The sequence below is a fragment of the Erwinia tasmaniensis Et1/99 genome, assembly GCF_000026185.1.
In the GTDB taxonomy this organism is placed as follows: Bacteria; Pseudomonadota; Gammaproteobacteria; order Enterobacterales; family Enterobacteriaceae; genus Erwinia; species Erwinia tasmaniensis.
In genome coordinates this window covers 509,338-533,499 of sequence record NC_010694.1, presented here as the reverse complement: position 1 = coordinate 533,499, position 24,162 = coordinate 509,338, and the positions used below count along the sequence as shown (strand labels likewise).

General features: G+C 55.4%; 20 protein-coding genes. 11 read left to right on the top strand and 9 right to left on the bottom strand.

All coding sequences use genetic code 11. The annotated features are described in order from the left end of the window. Positions 1–40: 40 nt before the first annotated feature. Positions 41–523 carry a YlaC family protein gene (locus ETA_RS03425; RefSeq protein ID WP_012440217.1) on the top strand — a complete coding sequence of 161 codons (483 nt, stop codon included), beginning with the start codon at positions 41–43 and terminating at the stop codon, positions 521–523. Between the two features lie 38 nt (positions 524–561). Here the strand turns inward: ETA_RS03425 and ETA_RS03420 are convergent, their stop codons facing one another. Next, entirely contained in the window at positions 562–1,974 is a 1,413-nt protein-coding gene (locus tag ETA_RS03420; protein WP_012440216.1) for an aminotransferase-like domain-containing protein, read from the bottom strand. Positions 1,975–2,471: 497 nt separating this feature from the next. Here ETA_RS03420 and ETA_RS03415 point away from each other — a divergent pair, with 497 nt between their 5' ends. The 7 genes from ETA_RS03415 (at position 2,472) to tcuC (ending at position 10,567) form a co-directional block, all read left to right on the top strand. Further along, positions 2,472–3,038: a spore coat protein U domain-containing protein gene (locus ETA_RS03415; protein ID WP_012440215.1), complete on the top strand. Its 567-nt coding sequence runs from the start codon at positions 2,472–2,474 to the stop codon at positions 3,036–3,038. Between the two features lie 22 nt (positions 3,039–3,060). Continuing rightward, positions 3,061–3,588, top strand: a complete 528-nt coding sequence (locus tag ETA_RS03410; protein ID WP_042958587.1) for a Csu type fimbrial protein — start codon at positions 3,061–3,063, stop codon at positions 3,586–3,588. A gap of 24 nt (positions 3,589–3,612) precedes the next feature. Then, positions 3,613–4,332 (top strand): fimbrial biogenesis chaperone, encoded by a 720-nt coding sequence (locus ETA_RS03405; RefSeq protein WP_012440213.1) that lies wholly within the window; start codon positions 3,613–3,615, stop codon positions 4,330–4,332. 3 nt (positions 4,333–4,335) lie between these two features. Then, entirely contained in the window at positions 4,336–6,756 is a 2,421-nt protein-coding gene (locus ETA_RS03400; protein WP_012440212.1) for a fimbria/pilus outer membrane usher protein, read from the top strand. Then, a complete protein-coding gene (locus ETA_RS03395; protein ID WP_012440211.1) occupies positions 6,753–7,733 on the top strand; it encodes a Csu type fimbrial protein in 981 nt (326 codons plus the stop codon). The genes ETA_RS03400 and ETA_RS03395 overlap by 4 nt, the downstream gene beginning before the upstream one ends. 248 nt (positions 7,734–7,981) lie before the next feature. Further along, a complete protein-coding gene (locus ETA_RS03390) occupies positions 7,982–8,875 on the top strand; it encodes an SDR family oxidoreductase (protein WP_012440210.1) in 894 nt (297 codons plus the stop codon). A gap of 372 nt (positions 8,876–9,247) precedes the next feature. Continuing rightward, positions 9,248–10,567, top strand: coding sequence for an MFS transporter (gene tcuC, locus ETA_RS03385; protein WP_012440209.1), 1,320 nt, complete (start codon positions 9,248–9,250; stop codon positions 10,565–10,567). Positions 10,568–10,620: 53 nt separating this feature from the next. On the opposite strand, the gene exbD is transcribed toward tcuC, so the two are convergent. Together exbD and exbB are read right to left on the bottom strand one after the other, a co-directional pair. Continuing rightward, entirely contained in the window at positions 10,621–11,043 is a 423-nt protein-coding gene (exbD, locus tag ETA_RS03380) for a TonB system transport protein ExbD (RefSeq protein ID WP_012440208.1), read from the bottom strand. 5 nt (positions 11,044–11,048) lie between these two features. Next, positions 11,049–11,783, bottom strand: coding sequence for a tol-pal system-associated acyl-CoA thioesterase (exbB, locus tag ETA_RS03375; protein WP_012440207.1), 735 nt, complete (start codon positions 11,781–11,783; stop codon positions 11,049–11,051). A gap of 242 nt (positions 11,784–12,025) precedes the next feature. Here exbB and metC point away from each other — a divergent pair, with 242 nt between their 5' ends. Continuing rightward, on the top strand, positions 12,026–13,216 hold the full coding sequence (gene metC / locus ETA_RS03370; protein WP_012440206.1) for a cystathionine beta-lyase: 1,191 nt from the start codon (positions 12,026–12,028) through the stop codon (positions 13,214–13,216). 169 nt (positions 13,217–13,385) lie between these two features. Continuing rightward, complete coding sequence (locus tag ETA_RS03365) at positions 13,386–14,042, top strand: DedA family protein (protein ID WP_012440205.1); 657 nt, start codon at positions 13,386–13,388, stop codon at positions 14,040–14,042. Between the two features lie 111 nt (positions 14,043–14,153). Here ETA_RS03365 and ETA_RS03360 read toward each other — a convergent pair whose 3' ends face one another. From ETA_RS03360 to ETA_RS03350, 3 genes are all read right to left on the bottom strand, one after another. After that, positions 14,154–15,626, bottom strand: a complete 1,473-nt coding sequence (locus ETA_RS03360; RefSeq protein ID WP_012440204.1) for a pyridoxal phosphate-dependent decarboxylase family protein — start codon at positions 15,624–15,626, stop codon at positions 14,154–14,156. 4 nt (positions 15,627–15,630) lie between these two features. Beyond that, positions 15,631–17,025: a diaminobutyrate--2-oxoglutarate transaminase gene (locus ETA_RS03355; protein WP_167310300.1), complete on the bottom strand. Its 1,395-nt coding sequence runs from the start codon at positions 17,023–17,025 to the stop codon at positions 15,631–15,633. 203 nt (positions 17,026–17,228) lie between these two features. Beyond that, entirely contained in the window at positions 17,229–18,116 is an 888-nt protein-coding gene (locus ETA_RS03350) for an AraC family transcriptional regulator (protein ID WP_012440202.1), read from the bottom strand. Between the two features lie 241 nt (positions 18,117–18,357). On the opposite strand from ETA_RS03350, the gene dkgA reads away from it, so the two are divergent. Beyond that, positions 18,358–19,182, top strand: a complete 825-nt coding sequence (gene dkgA / locus ETA_RS03345) for a 2,5-didehydrogluconate reductase DkgA (RefSeq protein WP_012440201.1) — start codon at positions 18,358–18,360, stop codon at positions 19,180–19,182. A 51-nt stretch (positions 19,183–19,233) separates the two neighbouring features. Here the strand turns inward: dkgA and ftsP are convergent, their stop codons facing one another. The 3 genes from ftsP to parC form a co-directional block, all read right to left on the bottom strand. After that, positions 19,234–20,658, bottom strand: a complete 1,425-nt coding sequence (gene ftsP / locus ETA_RS03340; protein ID WP_012440200.1) for a cell division protein FtsP — start codon at positions 20,656–20,658, stop codon at positions 19,234–19,236. A gap of 96 nt (positions 20,659–20,754) precedes the next feature. After that, entirely contained in the window at positions 20,755–21,492 is a 738-nt protein-coding gene (locus ETA_RS03335; RefSeq protein ID WP_012440199.1) for a 1-acylglycerol-3-phosphate O-acyltransferase, read from the bottom strand. A gap of 171 nt (positions 21,493–21,663) precedes the next feature. Next, positions 21,664–23,940, bottom strand: coding sequence for a DNA topoisomerase IV subunit A (gene parC / locus ETA_RS03330; RefSeq protein WP_012440198.1), 2,277 nt, complete (start codon positions 23,938–23,940; stop codon positions 21,664–21,666). Positions 23,941–24,162: the final 222 nt, after the last annotated feature.

Sequence of the window (24,162 nt, the reverse complement as noted above, 5' to 3'; positions counted from 1 at the left end):
CTAATGACATTCTGCCCGACATGTCTATCGGAGATATAAAATGGAAGAAGTGAAACAGATACTACTGCGCGAGATCGACACGTTAAACCGCGAGGAAAAGCGTGATAACAAACCCCGTTTCAGCTTTCAGTTCCTGAAGACCCATCCCGGACTCTGGGCATCCATGTATGGCTGCTACGCGTTGACCGTTGCACTGATTTTCACCACCGACTTTCTCGGCTGGCCTGCATTTTGGGGAGCAACGGTGTTTGTTCTGCTGATGAGTGGCCTGATGCTGATGGATATCAATCCCCGGTATCGCTTTGAAGACATTGACACGCTTGACCTGCGCGTTTGCTACAACGGCGAATGGTATTATGTGCGCACCCTTTCTCAACAGGCGGTGGCGGATATTCTCGCCGCTGATAACGTTCCCGATAACATCAAGCAGGGCATCCGTAAACTGCTGTCGCTGAAGGGCGAAGTGGATTTCTACGATGTGTTCCACCTCACCTGGGGGCAAAAACGCGCGGCCACGGTATAGGGTATCCGTCGTGGATACGGGAAGACCGCCCCGGCACGCTAAATGTCAATACATTCGGCGATCAGCCGTCCCAGGGTGGCTACCGCCTTTTCCTGCGACGCATTCCACCAGGCGGTGTTAAAACGGAAGTAGTTGGCGTACTGCTCGCTGGAGGAAAACATTTTGCCCGGCGCAATGCTGATATCGTGACGCAGAGCGCGATAACACAGCCCGGTCGTATCAACCTGTCTGGGCAGTTCAATCCACAAAAAATAGCCGCCGCGTGAATCATTGATCTGCGCTCCGGTCGGCAGGTATTTTTTCAGCGCCTGACGCGCCAAGTTCTTACGCTGCTCCAGCACCTGACGCAGACGCCGCAGGTGGCGGTCATAGCTTCCGGTACCCAGATAGGTTGCCAGCGCCTGCTGCATCGGCGCACTGGTCGACAGCGTGCTCATCAACTGCAATCGTTGAATGCGCTGGGCATGTTTACCCGCCGCCACCCAGCCGACACGAAACCCTGCCACCAGATTTTTTGAAAACGAAGAGCAGTGCAGAACATTATCATGGCGGTCAAATGCCTTTGCCGGTAGCGGCTTCTCGCTGCCAAAATAGAGTTCACTGTAGACATCGTCCTCAATCAGCGTGACGTTATATTGCGCCAGCAGCGCCACCAGCCGCTGCTTCTTCTCACTGCTTAGCGTGCAGCCCACCGGATTCTGCTGGTTAGTCATCATCCACAGCGCTTTTATCGGCCAGCGTTCCAGCGCACGCTCCAGCTCATCGAGATCGATGCCGGTTTGCGGATCGGTGGCGATAGCCACCGACCTGAGCTTGAGTCGTTCAATGGCCTGTAGCGCGCCATAAAAAGAGGGGTTTTCAATCGCCACCCAGTCTCCCGGCTCTGTTAGCGCCTGCAGGCTGAGGTTCAACGCTTCCAGCGCCCCGTTGGTGATAACAATATCATCCGGCGAAACCTGAATGCCCTGTAAGGCATAACGCTGCGCCAGCGTTTTGCGCAGCGCTTCATTACCGGGGGGCAAATTATGCAGGGCATCTACCGCTTTCATACTGTGCGAAACGGTAGTCAATGCACGCATCATCTGGCGTTGGGGAAACAGTTCCGGGTCGGGAAAGGCCGATCCAAACGGCACAATGCGCGGATCGCGGCAGGCCTGCAATACATCAAAAATAAAGGCGTTGATATCCACGGATTCAGCAAGCTGCACCTTCTGGTGGCTGGACGGCTGGCTAAGGAATTCGGCGTGAGGCGCAACAAAGTAGCCTGACTGTGGGCGAGACTGGATTAATCCCTGGCTTTCCAGTACCTGGTAAGCATGCATCACCGTCATCAGGCTCATGCTGCTCAACCTGACCTGATCGCGTAGCGAAGGCAACTTCTCTCCCGGCAACCATATTTCAGATTCTATTTGCTGGCGGATTAGCGCCACCAATTGTTCATATTTTGCCACTGCGCTACAACCCGCTACCATCAATGAGAGCTTAACAGTATATACCCTTATTCTTCAGGTTGCAGATGGTCCTAAAATAACAGCACGCGGGGTCACGTTCGTACTGCCATCAGAAACCAGGTGATATGATTGATAAAGATAGTTAACTAAATAATGATATTTTGACCCAGTGAAAAACGGCTAAAGTTCGTTCTCAGGCTGGGAAATAAAACCGACCTTCTATGAAAACAATTAAAACAATAGATTACATTTTTTATACATAGCGATATTCTTATATATTAATACGCCATTATATTTCACTTCACATAACAGATTTATTCACTTTATAGTTGCTTCAGATAACTCCAAATCAGTTAACAGGAGTTACTGATATAGGTTGTTAAAATTAATTCCCCTGTCACATTTTCGCACTTATTTCTTATGCTGCTTTTAATTGCAGACAATAAGACTTCATCAGGAAAAAAAAACCTTTTCACTCTGATAAGTAAGGAATAGTTATGAAAATGAAGCTTTTCTTGCTGGGCTGTGGTCTTGGACTCGGCGTCGTTTCGTCAGGTTATGCTGCAACCGCCACGGGCACCATCAACGCAACCCTTAATTTGACCAACAACTGCCTGGTTAATGGACAACCGGGAACGACCGGCATTAACTTCGGTAGCTTGAACTTCGGTACCAGCCCGTCAACGTTCACCACTCTGAACGCCTCGGTGGCCGGATCCGCGGGTAGCGGTATCTACATTAACTGCAGCGCTGGTGACACCTATACCGTTGCCATCACCGGCAGTAATACCGCGCCTGCTACGGTGTTCGGCACCGTAACCTCCGCGCCGAGGTACCTGATCAGCACCACGCAGGCCACAACGGCTATTGCCTATACGCTCTATCCGACAGCAGCCTCAAGCACGCCGATCGCCAACAATACCAATTTGACGGCAAACGGTACTCCTGACCCGGTACTGGGATCAAACTATCAGATCTTCGGTCGAATTACCGGAGGCGGTGACAATGCCGCCATTCCGGAAGGCACTTACACGGATGTGATTAACGTTGCTATAACCTACTGATTTTTGTCCCGGGGAACTTATTGTGCCATATCGGGCTTCTCTGTTTGCGGGCGTTATGCGCCCGCTTATTCCGCTACTGCTGCTGTTCAGCAGTAGCGGATGGTCGTTACCAACCCAACCCTTTGCGGTTAACGCCGTTATCGTCAACGGCTGCGTGATATCCGGCACCAATACCGGGGTATATGGCGCGCTGAATTTTGGCTCTCTGCCTGCCATTGGCACCTACAGCGCCAATGCCAGTCTGGTTCAGAATACGACCATTACGCTGGCCTGCCCCCCCGGCACCGTGCTCAGTATGAGTATTAACGGTGGCAGTTACTATGCCAACGGCAGCCGTAATCTGCAACGGACGGGCGGGGCTAACCTGGTGGCTTACAGCCTGTACAGCAACGCCGCTCTGACTACCGCCATTCCGGTTAACCAGAACGTGACGCTGAGCTACAGCAATGCGAACAATATTACTTTACCTGTTTATGGTCATCTTCAGGTAACAGGGGTTAACACTGCCGGTAGCTATACCGACACCTTGACGGTGACGCTGAGCTGGTAACTTTGCTACAAGGAGCAATAAAGGATGATGGCATTACCGCGTATTTCCGGGCTGTTATTGGTTGCGCTAAGCATGCTGCCTTCACCGGGCAGCCACGCAGCGAACTCCGTGATGATCTGGCCTATTGACCCCAAAATCAATAGCGATGACAAAGCCGCCGAGCTCTGGCTGGAGAATCGCGGTACCAGCACGACATTAATGCAGGTTCGGGTATTTCAGTGGCAGCAGAACCAGGGTCAGGAACAGTTCCAGACCCAGCAACAGGTCATGGCCAGCCCGCCGATGGTGCGCATCGAGCCCGGGAAAAGACAGCAGATACGCTTAATCAAGCAGGTTCCTCCCGCTGCGGGTCAGGAGATTGCCTACCGTATAGTACTGGATGAGATCCCGACTCCGCACCCTCAGGAAGAGAATAATGTCGGGCTTAACCTACAGATGCGTTACTCGGTGCCGCTGTTTGTCTACGGTGCCGGGCTGGGGGCAAATAACATCAAGCCAACTCTGAGCTGGCGGCTGGTGAATCAGGGGAAACAGCAGGCTATTGAGATTACCAACCGCGGCAATGGTCATGTGCGCCTGAGCAACGTATCTTTGGGTGGCCGCAGCATCACCGACAGCCTGATGGGCTATGTGCTGGCTAACGGCAGCCATACTTTCACATTGCCGTTTCCGCCCCCGGCCGGTGCTGAACTGAGCGCCCAGTTGGGCACGAAAGGCACCTGGCGCAGCAGCGCAGAGCGGTAGCCCATGCAAAGACGCCGCACCGCCTCATTACACCGTCGCACCCTGGCGATTACCGGGCTATTGAGCTGCCTGACCTCGTCAGGTGTCAGCGCTGAAACGTTTAACGGACTCCCGCCACCGCCGCCCGCCGCGACGTCGACAAGAGAGAAACAAACCTGGACGCTGGCACTGATAATCAATGGCCGTGATACGGGTGAGCTGATCCCAGTGCAGTTTAAGGATAACCATTATCTGATCCGCGCCAGCGATCTGCTTCGCGCCGGCATCCCAAATTCGCGCATCACCTCCACCATTATGGATGTTTCCGCAATGGATCGGGTGAAAGCGAGCTACGACAGTCAGGGCCAGCGCATCGTGCTGACCGTACCCGCTGATTGGTTACCGCAGCAGAGCTTCAGCGGCGCGGCGCACAACGGAGAATACTACGCCGGGCGCAGCAGTAGCGGGGCTTTGCTCAATTACGATTTCTATACCAGCCAGAACCGGGGCAGTGGTTCACATCTGTCTGCCTGGAATGAGCTGCGTCTTTTTGGCAACAGCGGTCAGTTTGCCAGCAACGGCATCTGGCAACAGCAGCTCTCTGGGTCATCAGGCTATCAGCAGGATGGCTATACGCGCTATGACACCTGGTGGACTATCGAAAATGAAGAAAATGCTCAGACGCTACGCGTCGGAGATCTGGTCACCGACGCGCTGGCGTGGAGCAGCAGCGTACGTCTCGGCGGAGTTCAGTTTGGACGTGATTTCTCGGTGCGGCCGGATTTAATTACCTATCCCCTGCCCGCATTTTCCGGTCAGGCGGCGGTACCCTCGACCGTCGATCTGTTTGTCAATGGCTATAGAAACAGCAGCAACAGCGTTCAGCCGGGGCCGTTTTCTCTGACCAATATGCCGTTTGTCAACGGCGCAGGTGAAGCGGTGGTGGTGACCACCGATGCGCTCGGACGCCGCGTGAGTACTACTTTGCCTTTTTATGTTGCCAGCGCACTGCTGAAGAAAGGCCTCTCTGACTATTCAATATCTGGCGGCGCACTGCGTGAAAACTACGGCTTAAACAGCTTTGATTATGGCCAGGCGGCGGGTAGCGGATCCTACCGCTATGGGGCAACTGACTGGCTTACGCTGGAAAGTCATGCTGAAGCCGCAAAATCGCTGGCGCTGGGCGGCGGCGGGTTGCAGATGGGGATCGGACCTTACGGGGTCATAAACGGTGCCGTCAGCCAAAGCCAGATGCAGGGGCAGAGTGGCAACCAGTACAACTGGGGCTATCAGTATAGCGCCAGTCGTTACAGCGTCGGTTTTCAACAAACCGTTCGTTCCGCTGAGTTCGCTAACCTTGCCCTCTATGGCGAGCAGCAGGCTTCAAACACGCTTACATTCGCTTCTCTCAGCCGCCGCAGCGCGCAATATAGCGCCAGCCTGGCGCTGGACAGGTTCGGCAACCTCGGGGCCGCGTTGATTGATATCACCCCCAGTACCGGGGAGCGCACCCGACTGTTAAACCTGTCGTGGAGTAAAACCCTGTGGGCAAACAGCAGCCTGTACCTGTCCGCCACCCGCGACCAGCAGGAGGGAAGCTGGTCAGGCGCGCTTTCGCTGGTCATACCGTTTAGCGATCTGAGCAACGTCAGCACGACGATGCAGCGCGATGCGCAGGGCAATAACTCACAGCGCATCGATGTCTCCCGGGCTATGCCGTCTGATGGTGGCTTCGCCTACGATGCCGCCTGGGCCAACCAGAGCATCAATGGTGATTACCGTCAGGCCACGGTGCAATGGCGCAATAATAAGCTGGACGCATCGGCCGGCTTCTATGGTGATGACAGTTACAATACGCGCTGGGCAGAGCTGAGCGGCTCGCTGATCCTGATGGACAATAGCCTGTTTGCCGCTAATCAGGTGAACGACGCCTTTGTGCTGGTAAAAACCGATTACCCGGATATCAAAGTCAGTTATGAAAATCAGCTGATGGGTAAAACCGACAGCAATGGCTATTTGCTGGTTCCACGGGTTAGCGCCTGGTATCCGGCAAAATACGAAATTAACACGCTCGACCTGCCTGCTGATATGACCAGCGCCAGCGTGGAACAACGTTTTGCGGTCAGACGGCAAAGCGGCTATCTGCTGAACTTCCCGATAAAACCACTGCGCGCTGCCAACGTCATCCTGCACGACCAGCACGGCGACCCGCTGCCGGTATCCACCATCATTACCCGCGACGGGCAACAGGATGAGTATGTCGGCTACGATGGGATTGTCTGGATGGAAAACCTGACCGTGCGCAATGTTATTCGTGCCGATACCCCTGACGGACGCCACTGCAACGCAGAACTGACGGTCGCAGAGACTAAACCGAAATCACTGATGACCTACGGCCCTCTGGTCTGCGTCCTGTCATCGTCACCCATGGGAGCAAATCAATGAAAAAACGGCTATTACTGTGTACCTTTTTGCTGATGATGGGGTATTCCCTGGCAGGGCGGGCGGCATGTAGCATCAGTCCCACCAGCGTGAACGCCAGCCTGGGTACGGTGACGTCATTTGTCCTTAACACCACCCCCAGCACCGTCAGTACCACTATCACCGTTAACTGCGGCAGTGGTCTGGTGGTTCTGCTAAGCAGTGACTTTGTTTCCGTCCAGCTGGTGGGGGCCACGCCTAACGCCGGGGGACGTGGCGAGCTGGCGCTTAATTCGAACGACATCCCGATCCAACTCTGTTCCACCTCGAACTGCAGCACCGAGCTGACGATAGGCGGCACCGCGACCACCTACAGCCAGAGCCAGTTGATAAACCTCGCCAATTTACTCGGGGGATTTGTCTTCCCCATTCCGTTGTATATTCGAACGCTACCTAACGCGGTGGTGCCGGCGGGCACCTATACCGGCCAGCTGTCGGTACTGTTTACTTACCGTATCTGTACCGGTATCGGCCTGTTCGGGGCCTGCTTACTGGGCCAACAACAAACCGGCACGTTCACCGTCCCCATTAACGTGACCATCACTATCACCAACGACTGCACGACGATTACCGCCCCGACGATTAACTTTGGCAGCGCACCTCTGGTAAGCAGCTTCCTGCCGGTAAATCAGTCAATCAGTGTCATATGCACCAAAGGCAGTACTTATACCGTGGGGTTAAACTACGGGTTACACGCCACAGGTCACCAGCGCTATATGACCAGCGGCGGTAACCAGCTGGCCTACCAGATCTATCAGGGCAGCGGCCCAGACGACTGGGGCGATAACGGCTCCGCTCGCGTGCCCAGTTCGGCATCCAACGCGATCAGCAGCGATCAGCTCACGCGCACCTTTAACTATACTGCGCTGATCCTCACCAGCCAGAACACGCCAGCGGCGGGGTCCTACAGCGATACGGTGACGGTTGATTTGTCCTTTTAACCGACTGCCGGGGGGGGCATTGTTGCCCCTCCCCGGCTGACGCTGATGAATTAAATTCTGATGTGGCATATTAATTAGTGCATTACGGTGTTTATTTATATTTTGCAATGTTCTGATATTTTTAAAAACAATAGTTTTTCGTAATTATTTCAGCTAGATAAAATAAATCATCATCATTTTCTGGACGTATCACTCCCGTCTGCCAAGCTTAGAAGGTTAAAAAAAATTAATCGACAGCTGGAGGACGAATGACAGACCAATATAAAATGCAGAATCCCCTTACTCAGTACCCAGCCACTGATTTCCCAAAACAGCACCAGCCGGCCCCCGGCGTTCAGGCTGAAATGCGCCCGGTACCGGACTGTGGTGAAAAAAGCTATCGCGGCAGCGGACGTCTGCAGGATCGAAAAGCGCTGGTGACCGGGGCTGATTCGGGGATCGGCCGGGCAGCCGCCATTGCCTATGCGCGAGAAGGCGCAGATGTCGCTCTCTCCTATCTGCCGGACGAACAGCAGGATGCGGAAGAAGTGGCAAAACTGGTGGAGCAGGCCGGGCGTAAGGCCGTACTGCTGCCGGGAGATATTAGTCAAGAAGCCTTCAGCAAAAAGCTGGTAGCGGATGCCCACAAGGCGCTCGGCGGGCTGGATATTCTGGCACTGGTCGCCGGGAAACAGGTAGCGGTGGAAGATGTTGCCGACCTTAGCAGCGAGCAGTTCCGCAAAACGTATGAAACTAACGTCTTTGCCCTGCACTGGATAACCCAGGCGGCCCTTCCGCTCCTGCCCGCGGGTGCCAGCATTATTACGACATCATCTATCCAGGCCTACCAGCCCAGCCCCAACCTGCTGGATTACGCCTCAACCAAGGCGGCAATTATCGCCTACACCCGCGCGCTCGCCAAACAGGTTGCCGCTAAAGGGATCCGCGTCAACTGCGTGGCGCCGGGACCGATCTGGACGCCGTTGCAGATATGCGGTGGGCAGCCGCAGGACGCCATCCCGACATTCGGTCAGCAAACGCCCCTTAAGCGCGCAGGGCAACCGGCGGAACTGGCGGGCGTTTATGTTTACCTGGCTTCTCAAGAATCCAGTTATGTCACCGCCGAGGTTCACGGCGTAACGGGCGGTAATCACTTGGGCTAGGTCCCGTTTCCCTGGGCGACAGGAAACTGACCCGTACGCCCCGCAGCCGGTGCTGCTCCTGTTTCCGGCATCGGCGAAGAGACGGATGTTGATCCGCGACAGCGGTCGGCGTTCGCTCCCTGCTAAAACTCTCCGGCCAGCGGGCTACCCCGCTGGCTTTTTTTTCGATGGCATCTGTTCGATCGCTATTTATAAACGCACCGTGCGTAGAATTCCCGGGTTGTGCAACCTCCAACTTCTTCATAACAGCAGACTTGTTTGTTATATTTTTGTTACATTAATGTATCAAGCACAGTTGGAAAATTAGACTGACATCACATTAAAAACGGCGCTGACAGGCTAAAACGGTGAAAAAATCACAAGGACACGTTAATGACCTCAACCGTAAACCCACCGGCCTCGCGCCAAAGCGGTGCCAGACGCATCTTCAACGTTACCAGCGGTAACTTCCTCGAAATGTATGATTTTATGGTATTTGGCTATTACGCCACTGCCATTGCCAAGACCTTTTTCCCCGGCGATGATCCCTTCGCCTCACTGATGCTGACGCTAATGACCTTTGGTGCCGGCTTCCTGATGCGCCCGCTGGGGGCCATTATCCTCGGTTCGTATATCGACCGGCATGGACGGCGCAAAGGCCTGCTGCTGACCCTCGGGTTGATGGCGCTTGGCACGTTGTCCATCGCGCTCACGCCCGGTTACAGCACGCTCGGTATGGCGGCACCGATTATGATCCTGCTGGGTCGCCTGTTACAGGGGTTCTCCGCCGGGGTCGAACTGGGCGGCGTATCGGTTTATCTGTCGGAAATTGCACCGAAGGGGAAAAAAGGGTTCTACGTCAGCTGGCAGTCCGCCAGCCAGCAGATTGCCGTGATCTTCGCCGCGCTGCTTGGCCTGCTGCTGAACCACGTTCTGGATAAAGGCGAAGTGACCGACTGGGGTTGGCGCATACCGTTCTTCGTGGGCTGTATGATCGTCCCCTTCCTGTTCTGGATCCGCCGCATGCTGGAAGAAACGGAAGCATTCAGCCAGCGCAAACACCATCCCTCTATGCGCCAGATTGTTCACTCGGTCGCCCGCAACTGGGCGCTGGTACTGGCCGGCATGTTAATGGTGGTCACGACCACAGTGATGTTTTATATGATCACCGCCTACACGCCGACATTCGGCAAAACCGTGCTGATGATCAGCGATAAACAGAGCTTCCTGGTGACCCTGTGCGTTGGGGTCTCTAATTTATTCTGGTTACCGGTCATGGGTTCACTCTCCGACCGCGTTGGCCGCCGCCCGCTGCTGCTGCTGTTTACCGTGCTGATGATCGCCACCGCATGGCCGGTACTGCACTGGTTGGTCGGATCGCCAAGCTTAGCCCACCTGCTGGCGGCCGAACTCTGGCTCTCTTTCCTGTACGGTAGTTACAACGGGGCGATGGTGGTCTACCTGGCAGAGGTGATGCCCGCCGAGGTGCGCGCGACCGGTTTCTCGCTGGCGTATAGTCTGGCAACCGCACTGTTTGGCGGCTTTACCCCGGCGGTATGCAGCTATTTGATCCATGTTACGGGAGATAAGGCGATGCCGGGCGTGTGGCTCTCTTTCGCCGCCGTCTGCGGCCTGATCGGTACGTTGATTATTAAACGGCTGGTAAAACAGTATCAGGTGAAACGGCTGCTGGAGCCGGCTATCGAGGTATAAAATTAAGGGCGGCGTGTAAGCCGCCCTGATAAATTCCGCATCCGCCCGCCCGGTTATTTTCCGGCGGTTTCCATGCCCATCAAACCAATCTTCAGATATCCGGCCTGGCGCAGTTTATCCATGACGCTCATCAGCGTTTCATAATCCACCGACTTATCAGCCTGGAAGAAGATAGTGGTGTCTTTTTTGCCTTCAGTCTGCTGGGTCAGGGTGTCGATCAGCGTTTCTTCGCTTACCGCATTATTACCAATAAACAGCTGCTTATCCGCTTTGATTGACAGATAAACCGGCTTTTCAGGGCGCGGCTGCGGGGCACTGGTAGATGCAGGCAGATCGACACGGACGTCAACGGTAGCAAGCGGCGCGGCGACCATAAAGATAATCAGCAGCACCAGCATCACATCGATAAACGGCGTCACGTTAATTTCGTGCATTTCACCGTTACTATCGAGATCTTCGTTCAATCGCATTGCCATAATGCTTAACCCACCCGCAGCTTCTGAGCAGGCTGGACGCGGTGAGGGCTTTCGCTAGAAGCGAGATCCAAATCGCGGCTTTGTAATAGCAGAACCTGCGCCGCCACATCCCCGAGCGAGGCTTTATAGCTACCGATGGTGCGGGCAAATACGTTATAGATGACCACGGCGGGGATAGCCGCAACCAGACCAATGGCGGTAGCCAGCAGCGCTTCGGCGATACCGGGAGCCACAACCGCCAGATTTGTGGTCTGGGTTTGAGCGATGCCGATAAAGCTGTTCATGATGCCCCACACGGTTCCGAACAGGCCGATGAACGGTGCCACCGCGCCGATAGTGGCGAGAAAACCGTTACCACGGCCCGCATGGCGGCTGATGGCGGCCACCCGGCGCTCAAGACGAAAGGCGGTACGCTCTTTAATACCGTTGTTGTCGTCAGAACCGACGGACAGCTCCAGCTCGTTGACCGCTTCGCTAACCAGCAAACTGCTGAGACTCTGATGATGAAAACCCTCACAGACCTGCGCTGCATTTTCCAGCGAACGCGCGTTTGCCAGTAGAGCCTGCTCGCGCTTAAGACGCTTGCGCGCGCGGCTTAATTCAATACTTTTGCTGAAGAAAATCGCCCAGGTGACAACCGATGCCAACAAAAGGCCTATCATCACCGCTTTTACCACGATGTCCGCATGCTGGTACATGCCCCAGACGGACAGATCCATCTGCATCAAATTATTTGTCACGCTGCCTCTCCGGGTCTGATTATCGACCAAAAAAATTCAGTGCGAATGATAACAAAACGGTCGTGAATTGATAGTGTGTCTCATTACTATTTACCTTAAACGGGACGTTTTTTACACTTATTTCCCTTAGTGGCGGCTGCCATCAGGACGGTATTTTTTTATCACTTACCCCACGGCTTAATATCGTCGCGGCGGCTGGCGTGTTAACGTTGAAACAGGGCGGCAAAGGACACAGGACTTTCATGAACAGCAAAAAACTTGAAACGGCGCTCGTCAGTGCCGGACGCAGCAAACGGTATACTCAGGGTTCGGTAAACCCGGTGATCCAGCGAGCTTCCTCACTGGTATTTGAAAGCATGGCTGAAAAAAAACGCGCTACGGCAGGACGCGCAGACGGCGAGCTGTTTTATGGCCGTCGGGGAACTCTGACCCACTTTTCGCTACAGGAAGCGATGACCGAGCTGGAAGGTGGCGCAGGCTGCTCACTTTATCCCTGCGGTGCAGCGGCGGTGGCCAATGCCATCCTTGCGTTTGTTTCTGCCGGGGATAACGTATTAATGAGCGGCAGCGTGTATGAACCCACCCAGGACTTCTGTACAAAAATCCTCAGTAAGATGAATGTCAGCACCACCTGGTTTGACCACAGCTCAGGGTGTGAAATTGCCGAACAGGTGCAGCCGAACACCCGCGTGGTTTTTCTTGAATCTCCGGCCTCAATTACTATGGAAGTGCAGGATGTCCCTGCCATCGTCGCGGCGGTGCGCAGCAAAGCGCCGGAAGCGATCATTATAATCGATAACACCTGGGGAGCTGGAGTTCTGTTCCGTGCGCTGGATTTCGGCGTCGATATTTCTATTCAGGCCGGAACAAAATATCTGATTGGCCATTCCGACGCGATGATCGGCACCGCCGTTGCTAACCAGCGCTGCTGGCCACAGCTGCGGGAAAATTCCTACCTGATGGGGCAAATGGTTGACGCCGATACCGCTTACATGGCCAGCCGCGGCCTGCGCACCCTGGCAGTACGCCTGCGCCAGCACGAACAGAGCGCCATTCAGGTCGCACGGTGGCTGGCCGAACGCCCGGAAGTGGCGGTGGTCAACCATCCTGCCCTGCCGCAGTGTAAGGGCCATGCGTTCTGGCAGCGGGACTTCACCGGCAGCAGCGGCCTGTTTTCCTTCGTTTTAAAGGAAAAAGTCAGCGATACGCAGCTCGCGCACTATCTGGATAATTTTACCCACTTCAGCATGGCCTACTCCTGGGGGGGTTACGAGTCGCTGATCCTTGCCAACCAGCCGGAAGAACTGGCAGCCATCCGCCCTGCCGGGGCGGTTGACTTTAGCGGCACCCTGGTGCGTTTGCATATCGGGCTGGAAAATGTAGACGATCTTATAGACGATTTGCGCAAGGGCTTTGAACGTTTACACCAATAAAAGCTGAATGAGATAGAGAAACCTTACGATCTACAGGTCTTTGTCCGGCGTCTCGCGCATAATGACGCTAGAATAGCTAAACTTATTGACGTTGCGGCATGTAGCTCGGTCAACTGCCACTCTTGCCGCAGGGTTGGATATCAAAGCAACGGGATAGACAGGAAAACAAATGGATGTACTGTACGAGATTGTCAAGGCGCTCTGGCATCAGGACTTTGCCGCGCTGGCCAATCCGAACGTTATTTGGATTGTTTATGGGGTGATGTTTTTGACGTTGCTATTAGAGAATGGCCTGCTTCCAGCCGCCTTTTTACCGGGCGACAGTCTGCTGCTGCTGGCAGGAGCCATGATCGCCAAAGGGGTAATGAACTTTATTCCCACCATGATGATCCTGACCGTGGCGGCCAGTCTGGGCTGTTGGCTGGGCTATCTGCAAGGCCGCTGGTTGGGTAATACCCGGCTGGTGAAAAGCTGGTTGTTCCATCTTCCCGAACAGTATCAACAGCGCGCATGGCATCTTTTCAATCGTCACGGGCTGATGGCTCTGCTGCTCGGGCGATTTTTAGCTTTTGTCCGTACTATCCTGCCGACGCTTGCCGGAATTTCCGGCCTGAAAAACGGCCGCTTTCAGCTGTTCAACTGGCTAAGCGGGTTGCTGTGGGTGGCGATTCTGGTCGGCCTGGGTTATGCCATCAGCCAGGTGCCATTTATCAAGCGCCATGAAGATCAGATGATGGCCTGCCTGATGGTGCTGCCGCTGGTGATGCTCTCCATCGGACTGATTGGCAGTATTGCGGTGGTGGTTCGCAGCAAAAAGGCCCGGTGAAGACACCGGGCCTTTGGGGCTGAAGCACATCATTCAGGGTGGCAGAAAGTCGCGGTCAGCTCTTAGCGCTCACCGTATAAGGGGCGGGCTTTTCGCCCGGCCCCTATAATATCAGGCACTCTGCAACTGCTCTGCCGTGCGCTCAACCAGTGCCAGCAGCAGTTTAATATCCTGCAGGCTCACCGTTGGATTCAGCAACGTCATCTTCAGGCAGGTGATACCCGCAAACTCCGTAACGCCAACGTTGGCACGCCCGGACTCCAGCAGCGCATCGCCAATCTGTTGGTTGAGCAGCGCAATAGCTGCATCGCTGCCCTCAGCCAGCGGCTGCGGGCGATAGCGGAACAGCACGCTGGCCAGCTGCGGCTGCATCACCAGCTCCAGTGACGCCTGCTCATCGACATACTGCGCTACCTGCTGTGCCAGCGTGACGCCGTGATCGATGATCTCGGCATACTGTTTTTCACCCAGCGCTTCCAGCCCCATCCACAGTTTTAACGCGTCAAAACGGCGGGTGGTCTGTAACGATTTGGAAACCAGGTTGGGTACGCCCTGCGCTTCGTCGAACTCGGAGTTCAGATAAGCGGCCTGATAACGCATCAGCTCATAGTGGCGCGCTTCTTTTAACAGGAAAGCGCCGCAGCTGATGGTCTGGAAGAACTGCTTATGGAAGTCCAGCGTGACGGAATCCACCAGCTCAATACCGTCCAGGTAGTGACGATACTGTTCAGACATCAGCAGCGCGCCGCCCCATGCGGCATCAACATGCACCCAGATCTGGTGCTCTGCCGCCAGTTGCGCAATCGCACGCAGCGGATCGATAGCGCCAGCGTCAGTGGTGCCGGCGGTGGCGACAATCGCGAGGATCTGCTCGCCGTTGGCCTGAGCCAGCGCCACTTTTTCCGCCAGATCGTTGATGTCCATGCGCGCGAGGCGATCGGTTTTCACCAGCGTGACCGACTGATAGCCCAGCCCCATCAGCGCCATATTCTTCTGCACCGAGAAGTGGGCGTTTTCAGAGCACAGCACTTTAATCTTGCGCAGATCGCCTACCAGCCCATCCTGCTGGATGGAGTGGCCCTGACGAGCAAAGAAGGCATCGCGCGCCAGCATCAGGCCCATCAGGTTACTTTGGGTGCCGCCGCTGGTGAATACGCCGGCATCGCCAGCCTGGTAGCCAACCCTGGTACGCAGCCATTCGATCAGCTTCATCTCAATGATGGTGGCGGACGGGCTTTGATCCCAGGAGTCCATGCTTTGGTTGGTGGCGTTGATCAGCACCTCGGCAGCCTGGCTGATCACCAGGCTTGGGCAGTGAAGATGCGCCACGCACTGCGGGTGATGCACCGCGAGGCTGTCTTTCAAAAAGAATTCAACCGCACGCTCAATGGCGGCCTGGTTGCCCAGGCCCTCAGGATTAAAATCCAGCGCGATACGTTCACGCAGTTCGGCAACGGTTTTCCCCTGATACATCTCAGGCTGTCGCAGCCACTGCACCACGGCCTCACTGCTTTGTGCTATCGCCTGCTGGTAAGCCTCGCTGCTTTGCGCGCTGGCGGCCAGAATAGGATTCAGTCTGGACATCACGTTACTCCACAGAAACCGGCTTGACGCCAGCGGCTAACAGCGCCATTTCGAATTTATCCAGGAAAATGCCCAGCTCATCATCAGAGATCAGCAGGGAAGGCAGCAGGCGCAGGACGCAGCCGTGACGCCCGCCGCGCTCAAGGATCAGCCCGTTTTCGAAGCATTTTTTCTGTAGCAGAGCGGATAACTCACCGTCAGCCGGATAGCAGCCCATGTGATCCTGCGCTTCGCCAGGCTTGACGATCTCAATACCGAGCATCAGGCCCAGGCCACGCACATGACCGATGACCGGATAACGTTTTTGCAGTTCAGCCAGCTGCGCTTTCAGCCAGTCGCCCTGTGCGGCGACTTTATCAGCAAGCTGATTATCTTTCAGATACTGCAAGGTGGTCAGGCCGGTTGCCATTGCCAGCTGGTTGCCACGGAAAGTACCGGTATGGTGACCCGGCTCCCAGGCGTCAAACTGCTTCTTGATACCCAGTACCGCCAGCGGTAAACCGCCACCGACCGCTTTCGACATCACGATAATGTCAGGCTCGATGCCGGCATGTTCAAAGGCGAACAGCTTACCGGTACGCGCAAAGCCTGCCTGGACTTCATCAATAATCAGCAGAATGCCGTGTTCCTGCGTCACCTTACGGATACGTTGCAGCCACTCTGCCGGAGCCGGATTCACCCCGCCTTCGCCCTGCACCGCTTCAAGGATGACGGCCGCAGGCTTGCGCACGCCGCTCTCAACGTCGTTGATCAGGTTTTCAAAGTAGTAGGTTAATGCCCGCACGCCCGCTTCGCCGCCGATGCCCAGCGGGCAGCGGTACTGGTGCGGATAAGGCATAAACTGCACTTCAGGGATCATGCCGTTAACCGCTTCTTTCGGTGACAGGTTGCCGGTGACCGCCAACGCGCCGTGCGTCATGCCGTGATAGCCGCCGGAGAAGCTGATCACACCGGTACGGCCGGTGTACTTTTTCGCCAACTTCAGCGCCGCTTCAACCGCATCAGCACCGGAAGGCCCGGTAAACTGCAGGCAATACTCTTTGCCCTCACCCGGCAGCAGGGAAAGCAGATACTCAGAGAAACGATCTTTTAACGGCGTGGTCAGATCCAGTGTATGTAACGGCAAGCCGCTGGTAATGACATTTTGGATGCTTTGCAATACATCAGGATGGTTGTGTCCAAGTGCCAGCGTACCTGCACCGGCAAGGCAATCAAGATATTGATTACCCTCAACATCAGAAATCCACACGCCCTCGGCCTTTGCAATGGCTAACGGCAGTTTGCGCGGATAACTTCTGACATTGGATTCAAATTCAGCCTGTCGCGCCAAATAGGTTTCATTGTTACCATCAAATGAAGTCGCACCTAAATTATCAATACGGACTTTATCCGTCATCATATCACTCCTACAACTGGGGGTATCTGTCACGCCGCAGTTGAAAATTTAAATTAAAGGGAAATTACCACTGTGAAAAAACGCGGCCAATATATGGCTTTTTAAGTCTCTTCTCAATCACTTATTTTGTTAAGATTTTATTAATAATTATCAGTGCGTTACATGTTATTTACTCCGTTACCGTCTGTTACAATGTGCGGTAAGCGCTACCCCGTATAGCGCATGCGCGTCATTTCTTCTCCCGGCGTCACGCCAAAGAAACGTTTAAACTCGCGCGAGAACTGCGACGGACTTTCATAGCCAACCTTCAGCGCCGCCACGCCGGCTTTCATGCCTTCTTGTAACATCATCATCCTCGCCTGATGCAGTCGGTAACTTTTCAGATACTGCAAAGGAGAGGTGCTGGTAACGGCCTTAAAGTTATGATGAAACGCCGAAACGCTCATATTGGCTTCCGCGGCCAGCTGGTCAACGCTCAGACTGTCGGTGAAATGATGTTCAATGCGCCGCAACGCGCGGGCTATCTGGCTGAACTGCGTTTGGCGGCTCACCAGCGACAGCAGCGCACCGCCGCAGGGCCCTTGCAGCACATGGTAAAGAATTTCACGTACGATATGCGGGCCGAGCACGCGCGCATCGCACGGATGCGCCATCGCATCCAGCAGCCGCTCGGTAGCACACAACATCTCCTCCGTCAGCAGCGCGGAGTGAATGCCGTGGGTCAGCGGCGGCGGATGGAACCCGTCATCGTCGCCAATATCGATCAGCAAATCCTGTAACTGAAGCACATCAACCCCCAGTGACAGCCCGGCGAGCGGCAGTTCAGGGGTAGCAAAGGTTTCGCATTCAAACGGCACCGGCACCGTAAGCATCAGGTATTTACTGGCATCGTATTGAATGACGCTTTTGCCGAAATAACCGGTTTTCTTGCCCTGGAAAACAATCACAATCGCCGGCTTATACATCACCGGCTTGCGTACCGAGCCAGATTCAGAATAAAACAGAGTAATGCCCGGTATTGGCGTCATTTTCTCCTGCTTTACCAGGCGGGTGACCTGTTGCGCCAGCCGGGCGCAGACGATTTTTCGATCCATAAGTGTTTGCCGCTCGCTGAAAGAATCCTGCCACCATCATCACCGGAAGCCGCTTTTTTCTCCAGCGATTTGGAGGATTAGGCAATATTCAGCGAGAAATGGGCACGGGGAAAACCTGGCGGATCCCACCACGCCAATCGAATGCCCGTTTCTCATTTCCCCCGCCTATCAATGTATCAACTAGAATTAACCTTATCCGTCGGTTTCAGTACACCGACTAACCTGCAAAACAGGAGATATCATGCCAAATCAACCGATCATCACATTACACGATGGGAACAGGATGCCGCAGCTCGGACTGGGCGTCTGGCAGGCCAGTATTGATGAGGCGCGCAGCGCGGCGGTTAAAGCACTTTCCGTAGGCTATCGCTCCATCGATACCGCCGCCATCTATAAAAATGAGGAAGGTATCGGCCAGGCGCTGAAGGAAACCGATGTGGCTCGCGACGATATCTTTATCACGACCAAATTATGGAATGACGATCAGCTGAACGCGCAGCAGGCGCTGGAAACCAGCCTGCAAAAATTGCAGCTGGAGCGCGTTGACCTGTACCTGATGCACTGGCCATGTCCGCAGAAAGACAATTATGTCGCCGCCTGGCAGCAGATGATCGCGCTGCAACAGCAGGGGCTGACCAAAAGCATTGGCGTCTGTAATTTCAATGAACCGCACTTGAAACGTCTGATGGACGAAACTGGCGTCAGCCCGGCGATCAACCAGGTTGAGCTGCATCCTCTGTTACAACAGCGCACCCTGCATGCGTGGAGCGCCCTGCACCAAATCCAGGTCGAGTCATGGAGCCCGCTGGCTCAGGGGGGAAAAGGCGTATTCGACCGGGAAGAGATCAAGGGGCTGGCGAAGAAATATGGCAAAACGCCGGCACAGATTGTTATCCGCTGGCACCTGGACAGTGGCCTGGTGGTGATCCCTAAATCTATCACGCCATCGCGTATTGAAGAGAACTTCAACGTGTTTGATTTTCGTCTGGAAAAAGCGGAAATCAGTACCATTGCCACGCTGGATCAGGGCAAGCGCCTCGGCCCGGATCCGGACGAACTGGATTAGCCGACAGGATGCAGGGCGACCTTTACGGTCGCCCATCGCCCATACCGCCGTTTAACCCGCCTGCGGCGCCGGATTGACAGCCAGCTGTCCCGCCGTACCGCGATCGGCCATCTCCAGCGTCTGGCTGTAGTAGACGAACGGGAAATGTTCAGAAGATGGCTGTGTAAAGGAGACAAACAGCTCCACATCGCCATCAACCCATACGGTATCTTTCCAGCCGCGATCCTCCGCCATTGGCTGCGCGCCGTTGACGTTTTTAATCAGGAACATCACTCCCTGAATATGGAATGCCTGCGGCGTATCGGCGTGAATGTTCCAGCGCTCATAAGTTCCCTGCTGCGCCTGGACGTCAATGCGCAGCATATCCCAAAGCGCACCGTTAATGCCCGGCGGCGCATCCGCAAGACGTAACTCGCGCGTGCGGCTCACCGCCCCCTCAATCACCTGGTCGGGCAGCAGACGCATCGGCAGGTTATCCGTCACCAGCGGCAGCAGGCCGGTAGGCCGTAAGGTGAGAACAAGCGTCGAGGTCAGAATAGAGGAAGGCTCAAACAGACCGCGCAGACGGTCAACTATCCCGGCAGCTTCGCCAGCGGTGATCGCCACTTCATTCCCCTGCGACATATCCACCAGCACCTCACGCCTCTCTCCCGGAGCCAGTGAAAGTTGTGACACCGCAACCGGTGCCGGCAGGAACCCCTGGTCGCTGGCGATGACGTTGAACGGCCGATCGTCACTCATCCGCAGCTGATAGCGGCGCGCGTTTGAGGCATTCAGCAAACGAAGACGCACCCAGCCACGCGAGACTTCAACAAATGGGTTCTGCACGCCGTTGACCAACAGGATATCGCCAACAAAACCGTCGCTCCCGGAGGGGGAGTACGTTGGGGTGCCGAAGTTATCCAGGCGTTTGTCCTGAATAATCAGCGGAAAATCGTCAACGCCGTAGTGGTTGGGGATGGGTAATGACTTACTGACATTGTCCTCCACCAGCCACATCCCTGCCAGCCCGTTATAAACGTGCGGAGCCATACGGTTTGGCGTATTCGCGTGATACCAGCAGGTGGCCGCCGCCTGACGGATCGGCACGACCGGTGCCCAGTCAACGCCGGGCGACATCAGGCGTGCGGCCCCCCCCATCAGCGCCCCGGGAACCTGCAAACCGCTGACCGTCATCGCGACCGGCTCGGTCAGACGGTTGCTGTATATCAGCTTGACGTCGTCGCCGTTCCACACCCGCACCGTGGGGCCAAGATACAGGCCGTTAATTCCCCAGACGGCCGCCTTCGTGCTGCCGTTAAATGACCAGTGGCTACGTTGCAGCGTCAGAAAAAGCGGCTGCCCGCGACGTGATTCAATCAGCGGCGGGATCGGTAACGCTATGCCCGGCACCGCGGCACGAACGCTGAAAGGTAAAGAGGAAGCGCAGAGGGCAATGCCCGAGGCCTGAAGAAATTGACGACGACTGAAGGACATACCCACTCCGTAAGCCAAAAAGGGGCCACCCCGGTGGCCCCGTTATTTTTTTTCATTCTGCGCGGACGGTTTGCCCGCATGGCAATGCCATTGAATTTATAACTTATCTGAGGCTTCGCGTGCGGCGACTTCGCCATTGAGCGCGTCCAGCTTCGCCGACATCAGCTCGCGGCAGTGGGTCGCCAGCTTGCGTACCGACTGATCGGCAAAAGCCTGGGTATCCACCGGCGGCAGCATTTCAACAATCGCCAGGCCGTTTTTTAGCCGGTTCAACTTAATTTTCCCATGAGTGTTTGAAACCACGACCGGAATAATCGGCACGCCGGCCGCAACGGCGGCATGGAACGCACCGGTTTTAAACGGCAGCAGGCCACGGCCACGGCTACGGGTGCCTTCCGGGAACATCCAGAAAGAAATTTTCTTCTTTTTAAACTGCGCGACCAACTCACCGATAGTGCCATGCGCTTTGGTGCGGTTTTCCCTGTCGATAAGCAGGTTGCCGGTCAGCCAGTAGAGCAGGCCAAAAAAGGGAACCCACAGCAGGCTGGTCTTGCCAACGGTCACGGTGGTCGGCTGAACGATGGCGGCTGCGGTGACCATGTCAAAGTTATTCTGATGGTTACAGATATAAATCGCATTCGGATAGTTTTCAGCCCCTGCGGGCTTACGCAGCTCAACCTTAAGGCCAAATACCGGAGCAAGACGCCCAAAAAGATGACCGAAAGTCGCCACATGGCGCGGATTGCGGGGGCTGAACAGGCAGTAAATACAGCCCAGGATACACACCAGCAGCGAGTAAACCACGACCACAATTGTTCGTAACAGAGCAAGCATCAGAACCTCATATTCTTTATTCGCGTCATCCCTCAGGCAGCACGGACGCCGGCGCATTTCGCGGTGCGAACCGTCGCCCTGGCCCAGAGGATGCAGCAATACTCTTTCTTGAAAGTAGAAATCATTCAGTTCAGTCAGTCGACTAAACTCTCCGTTAAATAAAGCAGAGGATCACTCCCCGCCGTCATCCCTGGCGGCTGTACGCGCCGCCCCTTCCACGTCAACCCGATCAATACGCTGTAGCCCTCGCGGCAGCAGCGTGCCGCGGCGACCACGCTCGGCGCGGAATTTCTGCAAATCAGCGGCTTTCAGCGTCAGCTTACGTTTACCGACATGCAGAGTAATATCGCTTTCCGGCGTCAGCAGCAGCAGCCAGGCCAGCTTATCTTCTCCTGAAGCCGCCTCGGCAGACGGAATGGAAACGATTTTATTTCCTTTGCCTTTCGACAGCTGGGGCAGGTCACCGACCGGGAACATCAGCATACGGCCAGCAGCGGTGATCGCCAGCAGCAGATCGTCGTTGCTGTGGATCGCTAACGGCGCCATCACGTTGGCATTTGCCGGCAGAGTTAACAGCGCTTTGCCAGCCCGATTGCGTGACACCAGATCGGCAAAGGTGCAAACAAAACCATAGCCAGCGTCGGAGGCCATCAGCAGTTTCTGCGTATCGTCCGCCATCAGCACCTGCTCCACCACCGCGCCCGGCGGCGGGGTCAGCTTGCCGGTGAGCGGTTCGCCCTGCCCGCGCGCAGACGGCAGCGTGACCGGGTCAAGCGCATAGCTGCGTCCGGTAGAGTCAATAAAGACAACCGGCTGATTGCTCTTTCCGCGCGCTGCTCCGAGGTAGCCATCTCCGGCTTTGTAACTGAGGCCGGCAGGATCGATATCGTGGCCCTTGGCGCTGCGCACCCAGCCACTCTGTGACAGCACGATAGTCACCGGTTCTGACGGCATCAGTTCGTGCTCCCCGATCGCTTTCGCTTCTTCGCGCTCGCGCAACGGTGAGCGGCGATCGTCGCCATAAGCATCGCTGTCAGCCTGTAACTCTTTCTTGAGCAGGGTATTCATTTTGCGTTCGGAGGCCAGGAGGCCCTCCAGATGGGCACGCTCTTTTTCCAGCTCATCCTGCTCGCCGCGGATCTTCATCTCTTCCAGTTTAGCAAGATGGCGGAGTTTCAGCTCAAGGATCGCTTCTGCCTGTGTTTCTGAAATATCAAAGCGCGACATCAGCACCGGCTTAGGTTCATCCTCGCCTCGGATAATCTCGATCACTTCGTCAATATTGAGAAAGGCCACCAGCAAACCGGCAAGAATGTGCAGACGCTTGAGCACTTTTTCCAGACGATGGTTCAGACGGCGGCGCACGGTATCGCGGCGGAATACCAGCCACTCGGAAAGGATCTCCAGCAGGTTTTTCACCGCCGGGCGATTGTTCAGTCCGATCATATTCAGGTTAATACGGTAGCTACGCTCCAGGTCGGTCGTGGCGAACAGGTGATTCATCACCTGGTCCATGTCCACGCGATTGGAGCGCGGAACGATAACCAGCCGGGTTGGGTTTTCATGGTCGGACTCATCGCGCAAGTCTTCGACCATCGGCAGCTTTTTGTTGCGCATCTGCGCGGCGATTTGCTCCAGCACGCGTGCGCCGGAAACCTGGTGCGGCAGCGCGGTGATCACCACATCGCCCTCTTCCTTTTTCCACACCGCACGCATACGCACCGACCCGCGCCCGTTTTGATAGATTTTACGAATTTCACTGCGCGGGGTGATAATTTCCGCTTCGGTCGGGTAGTCCGGCCCCTGGACGATATCCAGCAGCTCATCAAGCGTGGTTTTTGGGCTGTCGATTAACGTGATAGCGGCTTTGGCCACTTCGCGAAGGTTGTGCGGGGGAATGTCGGTGGCCATGCCAACGGCAATACCGGTGGTGCCGTTCAGCAGAATATTAGGCAGGCGTGCCGGTAACATCGACGGCTCCTGCATGGTGCCATCAAAGTTCTGCACATAGTCGACGGTGCCCTGCCCTAACTCCCCCAGCAATACTTCAGCATACTTCGACAAACGCGACTCGGTGTAACGCATCGCCGCGAAAGATTTAGGATCGTCCGGTGCCCCCCAGTTCCCCTGGCCGTCAACCAGCGGATAGCGGTAGGAGAACGGTTGCGCCATCAGCACCATCGCTTCATAACAGGCGCTGTCGCCGTGCGGATGATATTTACCCAACACATCCCCGACGGTACGCGCCGATTTTTTAAACTTAGCGCTGTTGCTCAGCCCCAGCTCCGACATCGCGTAGACGATTCGGCGCTGAACAGGCTTTAACCCATCGCCAATATAGGGCAGCGCGCGATCCATGATGACGTACATGGAGTATTTAAGGTAAGCATTTTCAGTAAATTCATGCAGGGCAAGACGCTCTGCACCATCCGGCGTCAGGTCACTCATTCTGTCTCTTTTCCTCATATCGCGGCGCGTTCAGGGCCAGCACCGCCATAGCGGTAAGTTTGGCGGGGATAGTACCTTATCTGGTAAGGGTCTGTCACAGGGATCGGTGGTTAAGCGGGGCCGCTTGCAACGAATTGTATCCTGCGGCGGTGAAACGAAATTTAGGTTAGGGTCATTTGGGGATGGTTACTGCGGATTATTGCTTTATGAGCAATAGTATTG

What these genes read in the sequence shown, in the direction of transcription:
- ETA_RS03425 (WP_012440217.1), top strand. Translation starts at nt 41, where the DNA reads ATGGAAGAAGTGAAACAGATACTACTGCGCGAGATCGACACGTTAAAC.
- ETA_RS03390 (WP_012440210.1), top strand. Translation starts at nt 7,982, where the DNA reads ATGACAGACCAATATAAAATGCAGAATCCCCTTACTCAGTACCCAGCC.
- metC (WP_012440206.1), top strand. Translation starts at nt 12,026, where the DNA reads ATGAACAGCAAAAAACTTGAAACGGCGCTCGTCAGTGCCGGACGCAGC.
- dkgA (WP_012440201.1), top strand. Translation starts at nt 18,358, where the DNA reads ATGCCAAATCAACCGATCATCACATTACACGATGGGAACAGGATGCCG.
- ETA_RS03365 (WP_012440205.1), top strand. Translation starts at nt 13,386, where the DNA reads ATGGATGTACTGTACGAGATTGTCAAGGCGCTCTGGCATCAGGACTTT.
- ETA_RS03360 (WP_012440204.1), bottom strand. Translation starts at nt 15,626, where the DNA reads ATGTCCAGACTGAATCCTATTCTGGCCGCCAGCGCGCAAAGCAGCGAG.
- ETA_RS03405 (WP_012440213.1), top strand. Translation starts at nt 3,613, where the DNA reads ATGATGGCATTACCGCGTATTTCCGGGCTGTTATTGGTTGCGCTAAGC.
- ETA_RS03355 (WP_167310300.1), bottom strand. Translation starts at nt 17,025, where the DNA reads ATGATGACGGATAAAGTCCGTATTGATAATTTAGGTGCGACTTCATTT.
- ETA_RS03415 (WP_012440215.1), top strand. Translation starts at nt 2,472, where the DNA reads ATGAAAATGAAGCTTTTCTTGCTGGGCTGTGGTCTTGGACTCGGCGTC.
- ETA_RS03400 (WP_012440212.1), top strand. Translation starts at nt 4,336, where the DNA reads ATGCAAAGACGCCGCACCGCCTCATTACACCGTCGCACCCTGGCGATT.
- tcuC (WP_012440209.1), top strand. Translation starts at nt 9,248, where the DNA reads ATGACCTCAACCGTAAACCCACCGGCCTCGCGCCAAAGCGGTGCCAGA.
- ETA_RS03395 (WP_012440211.1), top strand. Translation starts at nt 6,753, where the DNA reads ATGAAAAAACGGCTATTACTGTGTACCTTTTTGCTGATGATGGGGTAT.
- ETA_RS03335 (WP_012440199.1), bottom strand. Translation starts at nt 21,492, where the DNA reads ATGCTTGCTCTGTTACGAACAATTGTGGTCGTGGTTTACTCGCTGCTG.
- ftsP (WP_012440200.1), bottom strand. Translation starts at nt 20,658, where the DNA reads ATGTCCTTCAGTCGTCGTCAATTTCTTCAGGCCTCGGGCATTGCCCTC.
- parC (WP_012440198.1), bottom strand. Translation starts at nt 23,940, where the DNA reads ATGAGTGACCTGACGCCGGATGGTGCAGAGCGTCTTGCCCTGCATGAA.
- ETA_RS03350 (WP_012440202.1), bottom strand. Translation starts at nt 18,116, where the DNA reads ATGGATCGAAAAATCGTCTGCGCCCGGCTGGCGCAACAGGTCACCCGC.
- exbD (WP_012440208.1), bottom strand. Translation starts at nt 11,043, where the DNA reads ATGGCAATGCGATTGAACGAAGATCTCGATAGTAACGGTGAAATGCAC.